General features: G+C 70.4%; 14 protein-coding genes and 1 other RNA gene. 10 read left to right on the plus strand and 5 right to left on the minus strand.

Translation table 11 applies throughout. The annotated features are described in order from the left end of the window. Positions 1-2976: FHA domain-containing protein (locus tag G6048_RS48785; protein ID WP_206342180.1), on the minus strand; the 2976-nt coding region annotated here is incomplete at its 3' end. Positions 2977-3383: 407 nt separating this feature from the next. On the opposite strand from G6048_RS48785, the gene G6048_RS26945 reads away from it, so the two are divergent. The 4 genes from G6048_RS26945 to G6048_RS26960 all read left to right on the plus strand — a co-directional run bounded on the left by G6048_RS26945 (position 3384) and on the right by G6048_RS26960 (position 9102). Then, complete coding sequence (locus tag G6048_RS26945; protein ID WP_165342181.1) at positions 3384-5084, plus strand: serine/threonine-protein kinase; 1701 nt, start codon at positions 3384-3386, stop codon at positions 5082-5084. A gap of 223 nt (positions 5085-5307) precedes the next feature. Next, positions 5308-6540, plus strand: coding sequence for a serine/threonine-protein kinase (locus G6048_RS26950; RefSeq protein WP_165342182.1), 1233 nt, complete (start codon positions 5308-5310; stop codon positions 6538-6540). A 500-nt stretch (positions 6541-7040) separates the two neighbouring features. Next, entirely contained in the window at positions 7041-8147 is a 1107-nt protein-coding gene (gene prfB, locus G6048_RS26955; RefSeq protein ID WP_165342183.1) for a peptide chain release factor 2, read from the plus strand. Positions 8148-8451: 304 nt separating this feature from the next. After that, positions 8452-9102 (plus strand): PT domain-containing protein, encoded by a 651-nt coding sequence (locus tag G6048_RS26960; protein ID WP_165342184.1) that lies wholly within the window; start codon positions 8452-8454, stop codon positions 9100-9102. A 188-nt stretch (positions 9103-9290) separates the two neighbouring features. On the opposite strand, the gene G6048_RS26965 is transcribed toward G6048_RS26960, so the two are convergent. Next, entirely contained in the window at positions 9291-9482 is a 192-nt protein-coding gene (locus G6048_RS26965) for a hypothetical protein (RefSeq protein WP_033328281.1), read from the minus strand. Positions 9483-9740: 258 nt separating this feature from the next. On the opposite strand from G6048_RS26965, the gene ftsE reads away from it, so the two are divergent. The 6 genes from ftsE to G6048_RS26995 all read left to right on the plus strand — a co-directional run bounded on the left by ftsE (position 9741) and on the right by G6048_RS26995 (position 14962). Next, on the plus strand, positions 9741-10430 hold the full coding sequence (gene ftsE, locus G6048_RS26970) for a cell division ATP-binding protein FtsE (protein WP_033328283.1): 690 nt from the start codon (positions 9741-9743) through the stop codon (positions 10428-10430). 68 nt (positions 10431-10498) lie between these two features. Further along, positions 10499-11416, plus strand: a complete 918-nt coding sequence (ftsX, locus tag G6048_RS26975) for a permease-like cell division protein FtsX (protein WP_165342185.1) — start codon at positions 10499-10501, stop codon at positions 11414-11416. A gap of 67 nt (positions 11417-11483) precedes the next feature. Further along, the gene (locus G6048_RS26980) at positions 11484-12668 is read left to right on the plus strand and encodes a S41 family peptidase (protein WP_165342186.1); all 1185 of its coding nucleotides are present in this window, start codon (positions 11484-11486) and stop codon (positions 12666-12668) included. Between the two features lie 103 nt (positions 12669-12771). Next, positions 12772-13305 carry an SsrA-binding protein SmpB gene (gene smpB / locus G6048_RS26985; protein ID WP_206342181.1) on the plus strand — a complete coding sequence of 178 codons (534 nt, stop codon included), beginning with the start codon at positions 12772-12774 and terminating at the stop codon, positions 13303-13305. Positions 13306-13439: 134 nt separating this feature from the next. Next, positions 13440-13828: a transfer-messenger RNA gene (gene ssrA, locus G6048_RS26990) on the plus strand. A gap of 150 nt (positions 13829-13978) precedes the next feature. Next, positions 13979-14962 (plus strand): extracellular catalytic domain type 1 short-chain-length polyhydroxyalkanoate depolymerase, encoded by a 984-nt coding sequence (locus G6048_RS26995; RefSeq protein WP_165342188.1) that lies wholly within the window; start codon positions 13979-13981, stop codon positions 14960-14962. A gap of 60 nt (positions 14963-15022) precedes the next feature. Here G6048_RS26995 and G6048_RS27000 read toward each other — a convergent pair whose 3' ends face one another. The 3 genes from G6048_RS27000 to yicI all read right to left on the minus strand — a co-directional run bounded on the left by G6048_RS27000 (position 15023) and on the right by yicI (position 21328). Next, positions 15023-17959 (minus strand): glycoside hydrolase family 3 C-terminal domain-containing protein, encoded by a 2937-nt coding sequence (locus G6048_RS27000; RefSeq protein ID WP_165342189.1) that lies wholly within the window; start codon positions 17957-17959, stop codon positions 15023-15025. A 97-nt stretch (positions 17960-18056) separates the two neighbouring features. Beyond that, positions 18057-19061 carry a LacI family DNA-binding transcriptional regulator gene (locus G6048_RS27005; RefSeq protein WP_165342190.1) on the minus strand — a complete coding sequence of 335 codons (1005 nt, stop codon included), beginning with the start codon at positions 19059-19061 and terminating at the stop codon, positions 18057-18059. After that, positions 19055-21328, minus strand: coding sequence for an alpha-xylosidase (yicI, locus tag G6048_RS27010; RefSeq protein WP_165342191.1), 2274 nt, complete (start codon positions 21326-21328; stop codon positions 19055-19057). Before yicI ends, G6048_RS27005 begins: the two co-directional genes overlap by 7 nt. Position 21329 lies beyond the last annotated feature (1 nt).

The following is a 21329-nucleotide window of genomic DNA, read 5'->3' on the forward strand; positions in this document are numbered from 1 at the left end:
GGCGCCGACGGCGGGCGGCGTGGGGCGGTGGCCTGCGGCGTCGCCGGGGCTGGGCTCGCCGCCGCGCCCCGTCGGGTCGGTGCTCTGGTTGAAGGGCGAACCGGGGGTGGCGCCGCGGGGATCGTCCGCCCTGTGTCCTGAGTGGGCCACCTCGGCGGTCGGCCTGAGGCGGCTGCTCGCGCCATCGCTCGAGCCGCGCGCGGAGCCGCCGTGGTCGTCCGGCCGGTCGGCGGACAGATCGGAGCGGTGGCTCAGGCTGTCTTCGTAGCCGTGGCTGCGCTCGCCGCCGACCTGCTGGGCCGGGTTGGAGGTGCGCTCGGTGGCTCCGGCGCTGTAGCCGGAGGCGGCGCCGTGGTCGTCCGACCGGTCTCCTGGGCGGGCGCCGTCGGCGGATGGACCGGGGCGATGGCCCGCGTCGTCACGCCCAGCACGGCTTCGGGCGTCCGGCCGGTGATCCGGGTGGGCCACCTCCGCGGTCGTCCTGGGGCGGGCGCCCGTGCCGTTGCCGGAGCCGCGCTCGCCACTGGCGCGGCTGCCCGATAGGTGACCTGAGTGCGCGCTGTCCGCGGGCGAGCGGGTGCGGTCGGTCGCAGGGCCGTCGTGGGCGCGCCCGCCAGCGCCCAGGTCGCCCGATGGGCGGCCGGTGTGGGCGCCGCCGGCGGGCGGGCTGGTACGGCCACCCGTGCCGTCGCCGCGGGTGGCGCCGGTCGGGTCGTTCGACTGGTGACCCACGTGGGCGCTTGCGTCCGTTGCCCCGGGGCGGTTGATTGCGGCGTCGCCCAAGCCGCGTTCGCCAGCGGCGTGATTGCCCGTCGGGTGGCCTGGGCGGGCGCCGTCCATGGTCGACCCGGGGCGATCGGTGGCAGCGTCGTTGTAGGCGCGCCCGCCACCGCCTTGGCTGCCCGACGGGCGGCCCGCGTCGGCGGACGGGTCGGGACGTCGGCTCGCGCCGTCGCCCCGGTCGCTGCCGGCGCGGTTGCCCGATGGGTGACCTGCGTGCGCGCTGTCCGTGGTCGAGCGGGTGCGGTCGGTCGCAGGGGCGTCGTAGGTGCGTCCGCCGGCGCCCTGGCTGCCTGATGGGTGAGCCGCGATGGCACCGTCGGCGGACGGATCGGGCCGCCGGCTCACGCCGTCGCCGTAGCCGCGCTCGCCACCGCCTTGGCCGCCCGCCGGGCGACCCGCGTCGGCGCCATCGGCGGACGGATTGGAGCCGCCATACCCGCCCCCCGCATCGGCGTCGCCCGCCCGGCGCGCAGCCGGGACCGCGCGGGTCGTGTCCGGGGCGGCGGCGGTGATGCGGGCCTGGGCGCCGTGGGCCGCCGCGGTGGCCGCGTACGAGGGGCGAGGTCCCGTCCTGTGGCCCGTGTCCGTCGCGTGGTCGTCCAGGCGGCGGAGGAGTTCCTCTGTGCGGGACGTGGTCTGTTCGCGGTCGTAGGCCATGAGGAGGTGGCAGTCCTGGCCGTGGGCGGGGCGGACGTGGGGGAGCCAGCCGAGCCAGGACCACTCGGCGATGCGCTCCTCAAGGGGGCGCGAGCGGTCCGCGCTGAGCAGGACGATCTCCAGCGTGTCGGGGGAGTGCAGCGCGGCGAGCTGCGCCACCACCGCGCGCGCGAGCCCGGAGAGGCGGGGCCGCGGCCCGGCGATGCCCAGCGCCCCGACCTCACGCAACCCGGTGGTCACCGGCACCACGGGCAGCAGCCCGGAACCGTCGGGCGCGCTCCGGTCCGCCGTACCGAGCCGCACCGCGAGCGTCTCGGGGTGCTCTGGGTCGCGCTCCCACAGCCGGGGCCCCGGCCCGAGCGCGGTCAGGAGCAGCGCCGCGGGGTCGGGCCACCGCTCCGGCTCCCGGACGCCCTCCGTGACGGGCTCAGGAGGCGGCGCCGCGGCCTCTTCGAACGCGCCCTCCTCGTACGCCGACGTCCCGGACTGTTCGCCCCGGCCGCCCGCCAGGCGCCGGGCCCACGCCGAGAGCCCGCCGCGCTTGCGCGCCCCGCGCGGCACGTCCGTACCCCTCGTCGGCGTGTCCTTCCGGGCGCTCCCGGCCCTCCCCGTGTCCTCGGCCCTCCTGGTGTCCTCGGCCGTCTCAGCCTTCTCGGCCTCCGGTGCCGCGCCCTGACCCGACGCGACCGGCGGTTCCACGGAGCCGTGCCCCTGCGCCCCGGAGGAGCTGCCCTCCGCGGCTCCCCACCCCGCCATACCGAAGCCATGGTGCGTGTCGCTCGCCTTCAAGGCGACGGAATCGCCGGCGGCGGAATCGTCCCCCACGCGCGCGTGCGGCACAGTTCTGGCGGGTCCGGGTCCGGGTCCGGGTCCGGGCAGCGGCTGCGTCGCCTCGGGCGTCCCCAGCACCCGTACATGCCCCTCCCCGTCCGGCACCGTCTCCCGTACCGCCTCCCCATCCCCGGCCCGGGCGAGCCGCAACGCCGACTCGCCCACCCGCAGCAGCGCCCCCGGCGCCAAGCGCACCGGGCGCTCGCCCACGCGCGCGCCGTCCAGGGTCGTGCCGTTCGTGGAGCCGAGGTCCGCGACCGACACCCGCCCGTCCGCCGCGACCGTGACGGCGCAGTGCAGGCGGGAGACGTCCGGGTCGTCCAGGGGCACGTCCGCGTCGGCGGAGCGGCCGATGTCGATACGGCCGCCGTGCAGCAGATGCACGCCGCCCGCGTCCGGACCGGCGACGACATGGAGCCGGGCTTCGGCCGCGTCGACCTCGGGGCCGGGCTCCGCCGGGGCGCCCAGGCACAGCACGGCGCCGTCGATCAGCGGCGGCTCACCGAGCGTGCAGCGCTGCGCGTCCAGCCGCTCCGCTCCCGCGTACAGCACACCGGGACCCTCGCCCCCGACCGCCGAGGCGAGGCCGGAGGCCACCGCGGCGAGCGCGGTACCGGCGGGCGCCGTCACCAGCACGTCGCAGGACGCGGCACGCCCCTCGGGGTGCGTCCCCAGCGGGTCTACGACGGTCAGCCGGATCTGCATCGCCGTCAGCGGTCCCTTCTGCGCGGGCGCCCGCGACGAGGCTCCGCTGCGATCCCCACCGCAGCTCCCCCACCACACCGGGCACGTCGGCCAGTACGGGAAGCATCCTCGCACCTGCCACTGACAACGCGCCCGCATCCCGCGAACAAGTGATCTTGATTGCTCAGCTCCGCCCACAAAAATGCCTGACCAATGCCCCATTGAGATCGATCACGCCAAGATCCGGCAACCAACCGTCCAGGAGTGAGCGTCTTTGCCTGAAACGGAAGGCATCGCCCCACGTAATCCACAGGACGGCGTCCACAGGATGACGACAACCCGGTGCCAGTTCAGCGGCACTACAGTGGGTCGGAACACCCGTAGCAAGGGTGACGAACCAGCCAGGCAAGCAGCAGGGAGCGCATGACGTGCGGCCGGTAGGGAGCAAGTACCTCCTTGAGGAGCCGCTTGGGCGCGGCGCCACAGGCACCGTCTGGCGAGCCCGCCAGAGGGAGACCGCGGGAGCCGAGGCGGCCGTTCCGGGCCAGCCCGGCGAGACCGTGGCGATCAAGGTCCTCAAGGAGGAGCTCGCCAACGACGCGGATGTCGTGATGCGGTTCCTACGGGAGCGCTCTGTCCTGCTCCGCCTCACCCACCCGAACATCGTCCGGGTACGCGACCTCGTCGTCGAAGGCGACCTCCTCGCCCTGGTCATGGACCTGGTCGAAGGCCCCGACCTGCACCGCTACCTGCGCGAGAACGGCCCCTTCAGCCCCGTGGCCGCCGCCCTCCTCACCGCCCAGGTCGCCGACGCGCTCGCCTCCAGTCACGCCGACGGCGTAGTCCACCGCGACCTGAAGCCGGCGAACGTCCTGCTCAAGCAGGACGGCGGCCAGATGCACCCGCTGCTGACCGACTTCGGCATCGCCCGGCTCGCCGACTCACCCGGCCTGACGCGCACCCACGAGTTCGTCGGCACACCCGCGTACGTCGCCCCCGAGTCCGCAGAGGGCCGCCCGCAGACCTCCGCGGTCGACGTCTACGGCGCCGGAATCATGCTGTACGAGCTGGTCACCGGCCGTCCGCCGTTCTCCGGCGGTTCGTCCCTGGAGGTGCTCCACCAGCACCTGAACGCCGAACCGCGCCGCCCCTCCACGATCCCCGGCCCCCTGTGGACGGTCATCGAGCGCTGCCTGCGCAAGAACCCGGACGAACGGCCCAGCGCCGAGAACCTCGCCCGCGGCCTGCGCACGGTCGCCGAGGGCGTCGGCGTGCACGCGAACTCCGCGCAGATCGCCGCCGCCGAGGGCGTGGCCGTGCTGCTCGCTCCAGACCCGGCGCCCGCCACCGTCCCGGGCATGCCCGGCGCCGCCGACCCCACCCAGGTGCTGCCGCACGGCGCCGGCTCGTACGACCCGAACGGCGCGACCAGCGTCCTGCCGCACACCGGCGCCGGCCAAGGCTCCGGAGACGCCGACCCCACCTCCGTACTGCCGCACCGTGGCGCCCCCGACCCCACCTCGGTGATGCCGCCGATGCCGTCCAACCAGCCACCGCCCGGCGGCGGCCCGGAGGACCCGCACCCCTGGCAGAACCAGCTGCGCGCCGCCCGCGACCGCAACGAGCAGACGCAGGTCCAGTCGTATGTCGACCCCGGCCAGGACCCGCTGCGGCGACGTCCCCAGCGACAGGTCGCCCGCCCGCAGCAGCAGCCGCGACAGCGCCCCCAGCAGCGACCTCAGCAGGGCTACCCGCCCCAGGGCCAGCCGCAGCAGTACGCACCTCAGCGGCAGCCCCAGCAGCAGCCGCAGCGATACGCTCCCGCGCCGCCGCCGCCCCAGCAGCCCGCGTCGAGGCCACCTCGCGAACCCCGGCCGCCGCGTGAGCCGCGCCAGCGCAGCGCCAACCCGATGAAGATCCCCGGGCTCGGGTGCCTCAAGGGGTGCCTGTTCACGATCATCATCCTGGTCGTGGCGGGGTGGCTGATCTGGGAACTGAGCCCGCTCCAGAGCTGGATCGGGACGACCAAGGGCTACTGGGAGCAGCTGACGGACTGGTTCCAGACGGCGTCGGACTGGGTGGGGGAACTGGGCTCGGGTTCGAGTTCTGGTTCTGATTCCGGCCAGTAGGCCCGTCTTGTCTCTCAGATTCGCTCAGATCGCTTGAGATCCCTTTGGGCCTGTTCAGTCCTGTTCAGGATTGAACAGGCCCCTTTGCTGCGCCCGAATCCCCAGAACCGCACCGCGGTTCTGGGGATTTGTCGACACCTGGCGGGTGATTTCTGTCTCCGGAGTGAAGGTTGGGTCCGCGGGCGCGTAGCTTTAGCGACAACACGCGTCCGTAGGAGCAGTCTTGGCACGGAAGATCGGCAGCCGGTACACCGCGCACCAGATTCTGGGGCGGGGCAGCGCCGGCACGGTGTGGCTGGGCGAGGGGCCGGACGGGCCCGTCGCCATCAAGCTGTTGCGTGAGGACCTCGCCTCCGACCAGGAGCTCGTGGGGCGCTTCGTGCAGGAGCGGACGGCGTTGCTCGGGCTCGATCATCCGCATGTCGTCTCCGTACGCGATCTGGTGGTCGACGGCAACGACCTCGCGCTGGTCATGGATCTCGTACGGGGGACGGATCTGCGCACCCGGCTCGACCGCGAGCGGCGGATGGCTCCCGAGGCCGCGGTCGCGATCGCCGCGGATGTCGCGGACGGGCTCGCCGCCGCGCACGCGGCGGGTGTCGTCCACCGGGACGTCAAGCCGGAGAACGTACTGCTGGACATGCAGGGTCCGCTCGGTCCCGGCGGCTCGCATCCGGCGCTGCTGACGGACTTCGGAGTGGCCAAGCTCATCGACTCGCCGCGGCGGACCCGGGCGACGAAGATCATCGGTACGCCGGACTATCTGGCGCCCGAGATCATCGAAGGGCTGCCCCCTCGGGCGGCCGTCGACATCTACGCGCTGGCGACCGTTCTGTACGAGCTGCTGGCCGGATTCACGCCGTTCGGCGGCGGTCACCCGGGGGCGGTGCTGCGGCGGCATGTCACGGAGACGGTGGTTCCTCTTCCCGGGATTCACGAGGAGCTGTGGCAGCTGCTCGTGCAGTGTCTGGCGAAGGCGCCGGCGTCGCGGTTGAGGGCGTCCGAGCTGGCGGCACGGCTGCGGGAGCAGTTGCCCGAACTGGCGGGGATGCCGCCGCTGGATGTGGACGAGCCGGAGCCGGAGTCCGACGCGTCGCCCGCGGAGCCGGAGGCCCCGCGCGACACCGAGCGGGTGCGTCGGGGTGCGGTGCCCCTGGTGCCGGGGCGGGCGGCGCCGGACTCGAACCGTGACACGCATACGAGCATGCGGGTGCCGGGGCCGGACGAGCTGGCGGGCGGCGCCAGGGGCACGGCCCGCGCGCCGCGCGCCGCCGGGGCTCCGCGGCCCGGCTCCGCCCGCAACCGCGCCGCGGCCCGGCGCCGCCGCCTCACGCTGAGCGCGGTGGGCGTCGCCCTCGCGGCCGCGGTCGGCATCGGCACGTGGCTCGCCACGACGGGCGACAACGCGGACGCGAAGCCGCAGGGCCCGGGCGCGTCGGCTCCGGCTGCGCCGTAACCTCCGCCCCCGCGGCCGGGTGCCTACTGGGCAGGGTGTTGGGGGGCGCATTGGCAGCTGCGGGCCCGTTGCGGCTGGTCGCGCAGTTCCCCGCGCCCCTAAAGAGGCCTGCGGCCTCCTTTAGGGGCGCGGTCCGTACGAGGCGCGGTCCGTACGAGGCGCGGGCGGCACGACCAGGCGGCGCGGGCCGCATGACGGCCCCAAGCCCCCATTCACCCAGGGGCGTGGGGACTGCGCGTGCAATCCAGGACGGCCCGCAGCCGGCATGCGACCGCGCCAGGGGGCCGGGGGCGCAGCCCTCCGGCGGGGTCGTACGAGGCACGGGCCGTACGACGGCCCAAGCCCCCACCCACCCAGGGGTGCGGGGAACCGCGCAGCAACCCACGACCGGCCCGCAGCCGACACACGACCCCCCAAGGGGGCCTGGGGGGGGCGGAGCCCCGGTTTTCGGGACCCGCACACCGACCTCCCCACTTGGCGGAGCCAGTACGCTGGGGAGCGTGGCAGTTGTCGATGTATCCGAAGAGCTCAAGTCCCTCTCCGCGACCATGGAGTCGATCGAGGCCGTCCTGGACCTCGACAAGCTGAGGGCAGATATCGCCGTGCTCGAGGAGCAGGCGGCAGCGCCGTCCCTGTGGGATGACCCGGAAGCGGCGCAGAAGATCACCAGCAAGCTGAGCCACCTCCAGGCGGAGGTCCGCAAGGCGGAAGCCCTGCGCGGCCGGATCGACGATCTGGGCGTGCTCTTCGAGATGGCCGAGGAGGAGGACGACCCGGACACCCGCGCCGAGGCCGAGACGGAGCTCACTGCCGTCAGGAAGGCGTTGGACGAGATGGAGGTCCGGACGCTGCTGTCGGGGGAGTACGACTCCCGCGAGGCACTCGTCAACATCCGCGCGGAAGCCGGCGGCGTAGACGCCGCGGACTTCGCCGAGAAGCTCCAGCGCATGTACCTGCGCTGGGCCGAACAGCAGGGCTACAAGACCGAGGTCTACGAAACCTCGTACGCGGAAGAGGCCGGCATCAAGTCGACCACCTTCGCCGTCCAGGCGCCGTACGCCTACGGGACGTTGTCGGTGGAGCAGGGCACGCACCGGCTCGTAAGGATCTCGCCGTACGACAACCAGGGGCGCCGCCAGACCTCGTTCGCGGGCGTGGAGGTGCTGCCCGTCGTCGAGAAGACCGACCACGTCGAGATCGACGAGTCCGAGTTGCGGGTGGATGTGTACCGCTCGTCAGGGCCCGGCGGTCAGGGCGTCAACACCACTGACTCCGCGGTGCGGTTGACTCACCTTCCCACCGGAATCGTCGTCTCCTGCCAGAACGAGCGGTCGCAGATCCAGAACAAGGCGACCGCCATGAACGTACTGCAGGCGAAGTTGCTGGAGCGGCGCCGGCAGGAGGAGCAGGCCAAGATGGACGCCCTCAAGGGCGACGGCGGCAACTCCTGGGGAAACCAGATGCGTTCGTACGTCCTGCACCCGTACCAGATGGTCAAGGATCTGCGCACGGAGCACGAAGTGGGCAACCCGGAGTCCGTCTTCAATGGCGAGATCGATGGCTTCCTGGAGGCCGGAATTCGCTGGCGCAAGCAGCAGGCGAAGTAAGCGACTTCCGTAGACATAGTTTTGTCGACAGGGCAACTGCCTCCTCACGGACGGCAGTTGCCCTTTCTGCAGCCCAATGTGTGGGTTTTACGTCACACTCACATTGCGTCTCGGCCGTCATATGACCTTGATCTGGACATCACGGTCGCAACGACCTTGACGATGCTTTGAAGAACAGGAAGGCTGACGCGCGGCATGCGTATCTCTGGGGCGCATGTGAACCGGGGGGCTTCGAGAGCGTCCCTGATGTCGTCGCCCCAGGCGCTGCTCCATTGACGATTAGCTATCTGGGGGTAGCAGGCAGATGACCAAGAAGACGCGGATCCGTGTCGCGCGGGTGGCCGCCGGTGCGGTGATCGCCGCCGGCGCTTCGCTGACCGCCGCGGGTGCCGCTTCGGCCCTCGACGTCGGCGTCGAGGTGGGCGGTCTGAACGTCGGCGCCAGCGCCGACAAGGACGGTGTCAATGTCGGCCTCGGTGTCGAGGACCCGACGGAGGACCCGACCGAGGAACCGACGGACCCGCCCACGGACATTCCGACGGACATCCCGACGGACGAGCCGACCGACGAGCCCACGGACGAGCCGACGGACGAGCCCACCGAGGAGCCGACGGACGAGCCGACCGACGAGCCCACGGACGAGCCCACCGAGGACCCGACCGACCCGGGTGACGACGACGGCGTCGGCGGTGGCGGCAACGACACCGACCCCGACGGCGGCGGCTCGCAGCCCGTCGAGCAGGGCGAGGGCAAGGAGAGCCTGACCGAGACCGGCAGCGGTACCGGCACGGGCGCGGACGCCTCCGCTCAGGGCACCGGTGGCGGCGGCGAGCTCGCCGAGACCGGCGCCGCCGAGACCACCTTCCTGCTGGTCGGTGCGGCCACGATGATCGCCGGCGGTATCGGCTTCCGCATGCTGCCGCGCCTCATGAACAACCGCGGCGCCGCCGCCTGACGTCTGTCAGCGGCTGACCTGCCGTAGGCGGCCCGGTCTACCAGGTACCAGGTGTACGAACGCGAGAAGGGCCCGGAGTCCAGTCCAGGACTCCGGGCCCTTCTCGTCGCACTCGTCGTACACGTAATGCCGCTTGCCGTATGTGCCGTACGAGCTGATATGTGCCGTACGAAATGCCTCGCCGCTCGCTACGCGGTCTGGTGTGCCAGCAGTGCCACGGCCGCGATCAGCACGGCCAGCAGTGCGATCAGCGCCATGGGGTTCAGGCCCGCGAACGGGCTCTCCTGCTGCAGCCGCTCCCTGTTGGCACGGCAGACGGGGCAGCGGCCTTCATTCACGGGCGCGGCACAGTTCGCGCACACCAACCGGTCGTACGTCATGCGCTCGCCCTCCTTGCACCGGTTCCACGTAGACAACGCTCTCAACGCTCTCAGGAACGAGAACGTTCCCCTCCACTGTGCCAGGTTCCCCGGATTTAGGCTCGTGTCCCCTTATCCTTCGCGGTCCCGGCGCATTCAAGCCCTTCCCATGTACGACAAAACGTGCAACCCTCGCGCAACCCCGACCGGCGACTGCAGCCGCCCACCGGGTTCGCGTATGGTCACGCTCACCTACCCCCGCTGACTCGTGGTGCATCCGTGATCCGATTCGACAACGTCTCCAAGGTCTACCCAAAGCAGACCCGCCCCGCACTCAGGGATGTCTCCCTGGAGGTCGAGCGCGGCGAGTTCGTGTTCCTGGTGGGCTCCTCCGGCTCCGGAAAGTCCACCTTCCTGCGGCTGATCCTCCGTGAGGAGCGCACCAGCCACGGCCAGGTCCACGTCCTGGGCAAGGACCTCGCGCGCCTGTCCAACTGGAAAGTGCCGCACATGCGCCGCCAGTTGGGGACGGTGTTCCAGGACTTCCGGCTGCTGCCGAACAAGACGGTCGGCGAGAACGTCGCGTTCGCGCAGGAGGTCATCGGCAAGTCCCGCGGCGAGATCCGTAAATCCGTGCCCCAGGTGCTCGATCTCGTCGGGCTCGGCGGCAAGGAGGACCGGATGCCGGGCGAACTCTCCGGTGGTGAGCAGCAGCGCGTCGCCATCGCGCGCGCCTTCGTCAACCGGCCGAAACTGCTCATCGCCGACGAGCCGACCGGAAACCTCGACCCGCAGACGTCCGTCGGCATCATGAAGCTGCTCGACCGCATCAACCGGACGGGCACCACCGTCCTGATGGCGACCCACGACCAGAACATCGTGGACCAGATGCGCAAGCGCGTCATCGAGCTGGAGCAGGGCCGCCTCGTCCGGGACCAGGCACGCGGCGTCTACGGCTACCAGCACTAAGGCCCTGTGCCGGAGCCCTGAACCGCCACCGCCCCCCAGCCGTCCATGGAAAGGCCTGAGTAGACGCCATGCGCGCCCAGTTCGTCCTGTCGGAGATCGGCGTCGGTCTCCGCCGCAATCTGACGATGACCTTCGCGGTCATCGTCTCCGTGGCCCTCTCCCTCGCCCTGTTCGGCGGCTCGCTCCTGATGAGCGATCAGGTCAGCACGATGAAGGGCTACTGGTACGACAAGGTCAACGTCTCGATCTACCTCTGCAACAAGAGCGACGCGGAGTCCGACCCCAACTGCGCCAGGGGAGCGGTCACCACCGAGCAGAAGAAGCAGATCGAGAGCGACCTCGACAAGATGTCCGTCGTCGACACCGTCGCGCACGAGACGGCGGACCAGGCGTACAAGCACTACAAGGAGCAGTTCGGCGACTCCCCGCTGGCCAGCTCGCTCACGCCGGACCAGATGCAGGAGTCGTTCCGCGTCAAGCTGACGGAGCCGGAGAAGTACCAGGTCATCGCCACCGCCTTCGACGGCCGTGACGGTGTGCAGTCCGTGCAGGACCAGAAGAGCTACCTGGACAACCTCTTCGAACTGCTCAACGGCATGAACTGGGCGGCCCGCGCGGTGATGGCGATGATGCTCGTCGTCGCGCTGATGCTGATCGTCAACACGGTGCGCGTCTCGGCGTTCAGCCGTCGCCGGGAGACCGGCATCATGCGTCTGGTGGGCGCCTCCGGCTTCTACATCCAGGCGCCGTTCATCATGGAGGCCGCCGTCGCCGGACTCATCGGCGGTGGTGTCGCCTGCGCCTTCCTGCTGATCGCCAGATACTTCATCATCGACCACGGTCTGGCCCTGTCCGAGAAGCTGAACCTCATCAACTTCATCGGCTGGGACGCGGTCCTCACCAAGCTGCCGCTCATCCTCGCCACAAGTCTGCTGATGCCCGCGCTTGCCGCGTTCTTCGCGTTGCGCAAGTACCTGAAGGTGTGACGCATGCCAATGGGGCCGTACTGCCAACGAGGCGTACGGCCCTTTGCGTTGTCCTAGACTCACCGGCATGTCCGGCCGCGACCTGTTCTGTCCGCCCCGCCGTATCCGCCGCGGGGCGGCCCTGACGTTGGTCTTCGCGAGCGTCCTCGCCACCGGTGCCGCGACCGGCTCTTTCGGCGCCTCCGACCAGAAATCGTCTTCCCAGGGGGCCCGTACGGCGACGGTCGGGTCCGCCGGCTCCGCGGGACGCCAGGAGGACGTCACCGACGCCGCCGCCGAGGCGATGGCCGACGGCAAGTCGCCCGTGGAGGCGGCCGAGCGGGCTGTGAGCCGCAGCGGCGACCGCTGGGGCGCGGTGTACTCCCCGGGGGAGTACGAGGAGTTCGAGGAGGCCCTCGACGGCTTGTACACCGGCGTCGGCCTGGCCGCGCGGCGCGAGCGCGACGGACGTATCGCAGTGGCCCGCGTGCGGGACGGCTCGCCTGCGGACGCCGCCGGGATCCGCCAGGGCGACCGGCTGCGCAGCGTCGACGGCGAGCGCGTCGACGGCAGGCCGGTGACCGAGGTCGTCTCCTTACTCCGGGGCGACGCCACCGACGCCGCCGCCGGTACGGCCGTCTCCCTGGGCCTGGAACGCGGCACGCGCGCGTGGACCGAGACGGTGCGCCGGGCGCGGCTGTCCACGGAGTCCGTGACGGTACGGGAACTCGCCGGCGACGTCACCGTGATCAAGGTCGCCGCCTTCACCAAGGGCTCCGGCGAACTCGTACGGGACGCCGTGACCAGGGCCCCCTCCGGCGCCCGGATCGTCCTCGACCTGCGCGGCAACTCCGGCGGCCTGGTCAGCGAGGCCGTCACCGCCGCCTCCGCCTTCCTCGACGGCGGCCTGGTGGCGACGTACGACGTACGCGGCGAGCAGCGCGCCCTGCACGCCGAGCCGGGCGGCGACACCTCCAGACCCCTGGTCGCGCTCGTCGACGGCGGCACGATGAGCGCGGCCGAGCTCCTCACGGGCGCCCTACAGGACCGCGGCCGCGCGCTCGTCGTGGGCTCCAGGACCTTCGGCAAGGGCTCGGTCCAGATGCCGAGCCGACTCGCGGACGGCTCCGTCGCCGAGCTGACCGTCGGGCACTACCGCACTCCCTTCGGGCGCACCGTCGACGGCAGCGGCATCAGCCCCGACCTCGAGGTCGAGGAAGGCGTGCTGGAACGGGCCGAGACCGTACTGAGCGGGCTCGGCGACCCCACGTAGCCGACCGCGCACGGCCTTCGTGGCCGACGGGTCATGGCCTTGGTAATCGGCTTTCCCCGGGACCCCCCTCTAGTGCGAAAATGGCAGCACTATGAGCAAGGGCATGTACGTACCGAAAGAGTCCCAGCCGAAGCAGGGCGGGGGAGCCTCCGGCAAGGCCAAGGACGGCAAGCGCAAGATCGTCGCGCAGAACAAGAAGGCGCGGCACGACTACGCGATCATCGACACCTACGAGGCCGGGCTCGTACTCACCGGCACGGAGGTGAAGTCGCTGCGCCAGGGCCGCGCCTCGCTCGTCGACGGCTTCGTCCAGATCGACGGGAACGAGGCGTGGCTGCACAACGCCCACATCCCCGAGTACAGCCAGGGCAGCTGGACCAACCACTCCGCGCGCCGCAAGCGCAAGCTGCTCCTGCACCGCGAGGAGATCGACAAGCTGGCGTCGAAGTCCGATGAGACGGGGCACACGATCGTGCCCCTCGTCCTGTACTTCAAGGACGGTCGCGCCAAGGCCGAGATCGCGCTCGCCCGGGGCAAGAAGGAGTACGACAAGCGGCAGACGCTGCGGGAGAAGCAGGACCGGCGGGAGTCGGACCGGGCGATCGCGGCGGCGAAGAGGAAGCAGCGGGGCGCCTAGCAGACGGGTGGCGGGCGGGTGGCGCCCGGCCGTCGGGAATACGGTGGCATCGTCGCGCGTTGGTCACGTACGATGGCGTCAGCACCTCACCGAGGGTGCGTGGGTCGAAAGATCCGGCTTTGAAAAATGAACATGGGGATGATCGGTTTCGACAGCGGCTGTCGAACCAGGGGAAGCGAGCCGAGGAAGCGGCAATGATCTCGTTAACCATATGTCGCAACCAATAATCGCCAATTCCAAGAGCGATTCCCAGTCCTTCGCCCTCGCTGCCTAATAAGCAGTGAGTGAAGGACCCTTAATGGGTGTCAGCCCGGGGGTGTTCCCGACCCGGACCCTGGCATAATCTAGGGAACTAAACCATCGAGCCCGGTCACGGGGTTCGATGGGAAATCAAACAGTGACTGAGCCCGTCGGAGACTTGTTCGCGTGATCTCCGGGGCTGAGAAAATCGCAGCGAACTGCGCTCGGAGAAGCCCTGATTCTGCACCGGTGGACGCGGGTTCGATTCCCGCCATCTCCACTTTCCCATGTTTTCAATTGAACACAGCAGGCACAGGCCCCGCTGCTCAGGCAGCGGGGCCTTTGTCATGTCTATCGGGCACACGACGCAAGACCGCGTTGTGGTGTCCGGGAACATATCCGGGGTCGATTCACGCTTCTACGGTCCCTCCTCATGACCGAGACCAGAGCCGCAACATTCACACGTCTTGTACTGGTGGCCCTCCTGGCCGCCCTGCTGTCCCTAGTCCTGCCGCCGGGGCGGGCCGCTGCCGCCTCCGTGCAGGAGGTCACCGGCTTCGGGGCCAATCCCGGGGCTCTGAAGATGTTCCGGTACGTGCCGGACGGGCTGCCCGCCGGACGGCCCGTCGTCGTCGCGTTGCACGGGTGCACGCAGAACGCCGCCGGGTACGGCACCGGCAGTGGCTGGACCCAGCTCGCCGACCGCTGGGGGTTCTCCGTCGTGCTGCCGCAGCAGCAGTCCGGCAACAATGCCTCGTCGTGTTTCAACTGGTTCCAGAGCGGTGACATCGCGCGGGGACAGGGGGAGGCCGCCAGCGTCGCGCAGATGGTCGACCGGCAACTCGCCGACGTGTCGGGGGACGCCTCGCGGGTGTACGTCACCGGGCTGTCCGCCGGCGGCGGGATGACCTCCGTGATGATGGCCGCGTATCCGGAGAAGTTCATCGCGGGTGGCGTGGTCGCGGGGCTGCCGTACGGGTGTGCGCAGGCCGCCGGGTCGCCGTACGTGTGCATGTACGTGGGTGCCACCCAAAGTGCGGGGCAGTGGGGCGACCGGGTGCGGGCCGCCCGGCCCGGGTACGGCGGGCCCTGGCCGAGGCTCACTGTGTTCCAGGGGACCGCCGACTACACCGTCAAGCCCGTCAACATGACCGACCTCATGAAGCAGTGGACCGACGTGCACGGCGCCGACCAGGTCGCGGACGTGAGTGACAGCGTCGCCGGTTATCCGCACCAGGCGTTCCGGGACGGGAGCGGGACGGTGGTCGTGGAGACGTACAGCGTCACAGGGATGGGGCATGGGCAGCCCGTCGATCCGGGGAGCGGTGGTGAGCAGTGCGGTACGGCGGGGGCGCATGTCCTCGACGTGAATCTGTGCGCGGCCTACCGGCTCGGGCGGTCGTGGGGGCTCGGCTGAATCCGCCAATCGGGGCGGTGAGGGTTTTCGCCCTCACCGCCCCAGTCCTCGGACAGTCGGTCAGCGGAGCGAGAACGTCGACAACCGCATGCTGTCGCCCAGGACGAGGTACAGGTCCTGACGGCCCTTGGCGGCGCTGGAAAGCGAGGCGTTCACCGTCTCGTACGTGTAAGGCGACCCGGTGCCGGATGCCGTCGCCGTACCGACGATCGTGCCGGTCGGCGACCCGAGCCGGATCTCGACCTTCCCGGCTGCCCCGGCCACCCGGGCGCTGAACTTCGAAGCGCCGAAGCCGAGTTGGGAGTCGGCAAACTTCACCCAGGCTTCGTCCCCCGAAGCCCCCACCGCCGTTCCCCGCGCCTTCGACTCGTCGACCAGCCGCACACTCTCGTAGTCGTCGAAGTTCTCGGCCCGCGTGACCCGGGACAGATCCCGCGCCGGAATCGTCTCGCCCCGTACCTTCAGCGCCGTACGCGACCGGATGTCCTCCGAGGAAGCGCCCACGAGAACGTCGTAAGTCCCGCTCTCCACCACCCACTTGGACCGCGTGACATCCCAGTGCGCGAGATCGTCCACCGAGAGCTTCAGCTTGACCGCCTTCGTCTGGCGCGGCTTCAGAGACACCCGCTGGAACGCCTCCAGCTGCTTTAGCGGTTGCTTGTCGCGTGAGGCCCGCTGATGGGTGTAGAGCTGCACGACCTCGTCGCCGGCCCGCCGCCCGGTGTTCGTGACGGCGACCTCGTAGCCGTCGGAGACCCGCTTCGGCTGCCCGTAGCGGAAAGAGGTGTACGAGAGGCCGTGGCCGAACTCGTACAGCGGATCGCCCTTGAAGTACTGGTACGTGCGGTCGTGCTTGATGTTGTCGTATTCGAGGATCGACGGGAGGTCGGACTCCGACCGGTACCAGGTCTGGGTGAGGCGTCCCGCCGGGTTCACGTCGCCGAAGAGGACGTCGGCGAGGGCGTTGCCGGTCTCCTGGCCCGCGTGGGTGGTCCACAGCAGGGCCGGGACCTCCTTCTGGAGGTCGCCGAGGGTGGTCGGGTAGCTGTTCTCGACGACCACGATCGTCTTCGGGTTGGCCTTGCGTACCGCCTTGACCAGGGCTTCCTGGGACGGGGCCAGGCTCATGTCCTCGCGGTCGTCGTTCTCGCGGCCGTTGATCGCGGGCATCGAACCGACCACCACCACGGCCGCGTCCTTGCCCTTCACCGCGGCCGCGGCCTCGTCGGTGCCGCTGCGGACGACGTCCTTCGTGTAGCGGGCGGCCTCCTCCTTGGTCACCAGACCGAGAGTGCCGTCGTCGCCGGTCGGGCCGAGGTAGACCGGGTTCGACCACCAGGGTTCCCTGGTCTCGTAGCCCGCGTAGCGGAGCAGGTACGTGCCGTCAGGCTGCTCCTCCAGCGCGAACTGCTGCTGCACGAACCAACCGCCGGGCTGCACCTGGTCGTTGACGAAGTTCGACCCCTTGGCGCCGACGTACTTGCCGTTCGCCGCCGACCTCAGGGTCACGATGCCGGCGCCCCAGTCGAATACGTCGAACTGGACCGCCGTACCGGACGAGGCGCCGCTCTCCCTCAGGGGCTCGCCGTCGGCGTCCGACCCGGCTGTCACGTAAGCGCCGGTCGAGACGTTCTTCAGCGCGATCCGGTCCACGCCCTCGCTGCTGGTCACCGGGGCACCGACCTTCGCGGCGATGCCCTCCTTCGGCGTGACCGCGTACGGGAGCGTGCCGGAGTACCAGTCGGTGTAGAGGGTGTCGGCGAGCGGGCCGACGACGGCCACGTTCTTCGCGGAGGTCTTCAGGGGCAGGGCGCCGCCCGAGTTCTTCAGCAGTACGGCGGCATCAGCCGCCGCCTTCCGCGCGAGCCTCTGATGCGCCGGGCTGTTCACGACCGATTTGTCGATGGAGCCGTACTTGCCGCCGCCCGGGTCGAATTCGCCGAGCCGGACGCGGATGCTCAGGATGTGCCCGGCCGCCGTGTCGACGTCGGACTCCTTCAACAGGCCCGTGGACAAGGCGGACTTCACCGAACTCGTCGTCGGTACGGAGTTCGCGTCGTCCGTCGTGAAGCTGTCGATGCCCGCCTTCAGCGCGGCCGCGTTCCCCTCGGCCAGGGTGTCGTAGTACTTCTGACTGCCGGTGCCGATCAGGTTGTTGGGCGCGTAGGCGTCGGTGACGTTCAGCAGGTCGTACGAGGACCAGGTCCGTACGTCGTCGTCGAGGGCCGGATTGACCGTCGCCGGGCGGCCGTTGACCAGGTTGTACGCGGACATGACGCCCGTGGCCGCATCCGCCTCGATCGCCGGCTTGAACGCCTGCTCCTCGTACTCCTTCAACACGCGCGGGCGCAGGTCGGACGACGTGGTCGTGCGGTCCGCCTCGTTGTTGTTGGCGAGGTAGTGCTTCAGCGTCGGCGCCGTTTTAAGGTGGTCGGGGTCGCCGCCGGTCAGGCCCGTGCCATACGCAATCGCCATCGCGCTCGTCAGACGGGGGTCCTCGGAGTAGCCCTCCTCGTTGCGGCCCCAGCGTGGGTCGCGCAGCGGGTTCACCACGGGCGCCCAGAGGTTGAGGCCCCAGCCGGGCGGCCGCTCCTGCTGGAAGCCGCGCGCCTCGTCACCGACCGCCGAGCCGACCCGCTTCATCAGCGCCGGGTCCCAGGTCGACGCGAGCCCCACGGCCTGCGGGAAGACGGTGGCCTCACCGAGCCAGGCGACCCCGTGCAGGGCCTCGGTACCGGTCTTGAACGACTTGATGCCGAGGCGCGGGATCGCGGGCTGGTACTGGTGGAACAGGGAGATCTTCTCGTCGAGCGTGAGCCGGGTGAGGAGGTCGTCCACGCGCCGGTCGACGGAGAGCTTCGGATTGCGGAAGGCGTACGAGGGCGCGTCCGCGCCGGCTGTTCCGGTGGCCGTGACGCCGAGTCCGGCGATCAGCGTCAGGGCCAGAACGGGCACTGCGCGTGAGCCGACGGTTCTGTGTCTTCTCTTGCCTTGCATGACACGGCTCCTCACAACTAGGGCCTAACACTTGGGGCTTGGACAGGTGCTCTTCCATGGGGGCTCTTCGTGCGGGGGGCTTTGTGTGTGGGGCTTTTCAGGGCCGCCGCCCCGTGCTCTCCCGCACCGTCAGCCGAGGCGGCAGCAGCGTGGCCTCCGGTGCGGCCGCGCCGCCCAGCTTCTTCATCAGCAGTTCGACGGCTCCGGCGCCCACCTCGTCGGACGGTATGGCCACCGAGGTGACGGGGACCGGGACACGACCGGCGAGCTCGTCCGGGCAGATCGCGGTGACGGACAGATCGCCGGGCACGCGCAGGCCGAGTTGCTCGAAGGCGTCGATGAGGGGTTCGACGATGGGCTCGTTGTGGACGACGACGCCTGTCAACGCCGGGCGCTCGCGCAGGAGTTGCTCGGCGACCTGGCGGGCCGCCGCGGGCTCCGCCTCGCACGGGTGCACCGAGGAGGACAGCCCGTGCCGGTCCGCCGCCGCGGTGAAGCCCCGTACGACGCGCTGGGCGAAGCCCGTCTCCCGCACGTACACCTCGGGCGGCGAGCCCACCAGCGCGATCACCCGGTGGCCGAGGCCCGCCAGATGCTCGACGCACACCTCGCCCGCCGCCTGGAAGTCCAGGTCGATGCAGGTGAGCCCGTCGGGCTCGGCCGGGAACCCGATCAGCACCGAGGGCCGGTCCAGGGCGCGCAGCAACGGCAGCCGTCGGTCGTGGAGTTGGACGTCCATCACGATGAGCGCGTCCACGAGTGCTGTGTCGGCGACTCGGCGCAGCCCGTCCTCACCCTCCTCCTGGGTGAGCAGCAGCACGTCGTGGTCGTGCCGGCGTGCGGTCGTCACCACGGACACCGCGAACTGCATCACCACCGGCACATGGATGCCTGCCCGTAACGGCACCACCAGCGCGAGCACATTGGACCGGCTGCTGGCCAGCGCCCGCGCGCCCGCGTGCGGCCGGTAGCCCAGCTCGCGGATGCTGTCCTCGATCCGCTGCCGGGTCTCCTCCGAGATCGGGCGCTTGCCGCTCAGCGCGTACGAGACGGTGCTGGGGGAGACCCCCGCGTGCCGCGCCACGTCGGTGATCTTCACCATGGCCCTTCCTGTTCCGGGGAGTTCAGTTCCAGCGACAGAAATCCGGTCCCGGCCTTCGCCCGCACCGTCCGTCCGCCGCCTGCCAGTCCCCAGGGCGCCGAGGGATCGCTCGACGAGGCCCGCAGCGTGTCCCCCTCGCGTACGACCGTGAACGTCACGCCGTCCACCGGCACCGTGACCTGCGCGCCGCGTTCCAGGCCGTACGCGTGCAGGGTGACGCCGTCCGCGTACGGATAGTCGGGCCGGTCCTCGACGGCGCCGACAGGAATCACCGCACCAGGCCGGACCAGGAGCGGCACGCTCGCGAATCCGTGTTTCTCGCGCACCCAGCGCGGCCCGGTCACCGTCTGCCCGCTGAGGAAGTGGGTCCAGGTGCCCTCAGGGACGTAGTACGACACCTCTCCCTCGTCGGAGAACACCGGCGCGACCAGCAGATCGGGCCCGAGCATGTACTGCCGCTCCAGATGCGCGCACCCGGGATCGTCCGGGAACTCCAGGACCATCGCCCGCATCATCGGCACCCCCTCCGCCTGCGCGGTGCGGGCGGCCTCGTACAGATACGGCATGAGGCGGAGCTTGAGCCTGGTGAACAGCCGCAGGACGTCCACGGCCTCCTCGTCGAACAGCCACGGCACGCGGTACGACGACGAGCCGTGCAGCCGGCTGTGCGAGGACAGCAGGCCGAAGGCGATCCACCGTTTGAAGAGGGCGGGTGTCGGCGTGCCCTCGAAGCCGCCGATGTCATGGCTCCAGTAGCCGAAGCCGGACAGACCGAGCGACAGCCCGCCGCGCAGCGACTCCGCCATCGACTCGTATGTCGCCTCGCAGTCGCCGCCCCAGTGGACCGGGAACTTCTGGCTGCCGGCGGTCGCCGACCGCGCGAAGACGACGGCTTCGGACTCTCCCCGGTGCTTGCGCAGCACGTCGAAGACGGTGCGGTTGTAGAGGTACGTGTAGTAGTTGTGCATCCGCTCCGGGTCGCCGCCGTCCGCGTACGCCACGTCCACCGGGACCCGCTCGCCGAAGTCGGTCTTGAAGCAGTCGACGCCCTGCGCGAGCAGTGCCTCCAGCTTCGAGGCGTACCAGTCGCGGGCGGCCGGGCTCGTGAAGTCGACCAGCGCCATCCCCGGCTGCCACAGGTCCCACTGCCAGACGCTGCCGTCCGGCTTCTTCAGCAGATGGCCGAGGGCCTTGCCCTCCGCGAAGAGCGGCGAGCGCTGCGCGATGTACGGGTTGATCCATACGGAGATGTGCAGTCCGCGTTCCTTGAGCCGCTTGAGCATGCCTTCCGGGTCGGGGAAGACCCGCGGATCCCACTGGAAGTCGCACCAGTTGAACTCGCGCATCCAGAAGCAGTCGAAGTGGAAGACGGAGAGGGGGAGTTCGCGCTCCTGCATGCCCTCGATGAAGGACGTGACGGTGGCCTCGTCGTACGAAGTGGTGAAGGATGTCGACAGCCACAGGCCGAACGACCAGGCGGGCGGCAGGGCCGGGCGGCCGGTGAGTGCCGTGTACTTGCGCAGGATGTCTTTGGGTGTCGGCCCGTAGATGACGTAGTACGTCAACTGCTGTGTCTCGGCGCTGAATTGAACCCGAGACACCGTCTCCGAGCCCACCTCGAACGACACCCGCCCCGGATGGTCGACGAAGACGCCGTAACCCGCGTCCGTCACATAGAACGGCACGTTCTTGTACGCCTGCTCCGTGGCCGTGCCGCCGTCGGCGTTCCACATGTCGACGACCTGGCCGTTCTTGACCAGCGGCCCGAAGCGCTCGCCGAGACCGAAGACGTTCGTGCCCACGCCGAGGTTCAGCTGTTCCCGCAGATAGTGGCCGCCTTCGGCGTCCCGCATGATGCCCATGCCCTTGCGGCCACTGCTGGTGAGGGTCCGCCCGTCGGCGAGGAAGTCGATGTGCCAGGGGCCGTCGCGGGAGACCTTGACGGAGAGGCCGCCGGAGGTGAGGGTCGCGTACTCGTCGTCGTACGAGGCCGTCGCCGCGACCTCCTCTTTACTCACCTCGAACTCGGGCCCGCGCGGCTCCTCTCCGTCGAAGTGCGTGAACGTCACGCCGATGACGTCGGGCATCGGCGCATGCGCGCTGATCGTCACGACCGGTCCCTTCAGCAGGTCGCCGCGGTGGCGGATGGGCTGGGTCGGCGCGTGGATCTCCAACGTGCCCTGCTCGGCGGTGACATCGAGCACCTCGACCGGATGGGCCGCGGTCACGCCCTCGCGCAGCAGCCAGTAGCCGTCGCTGAACTTCACC

It is taken from the genome of Streptomyces ureilyticus (assembly GCF_011045025.1).
GTDB classification, from domain to species: Bacteria; Actinomycetota; Actinomycetes; order Streptomycetales; family Streptomycetaceae; genus Streptomyces; species Streptomyces ureilyticus.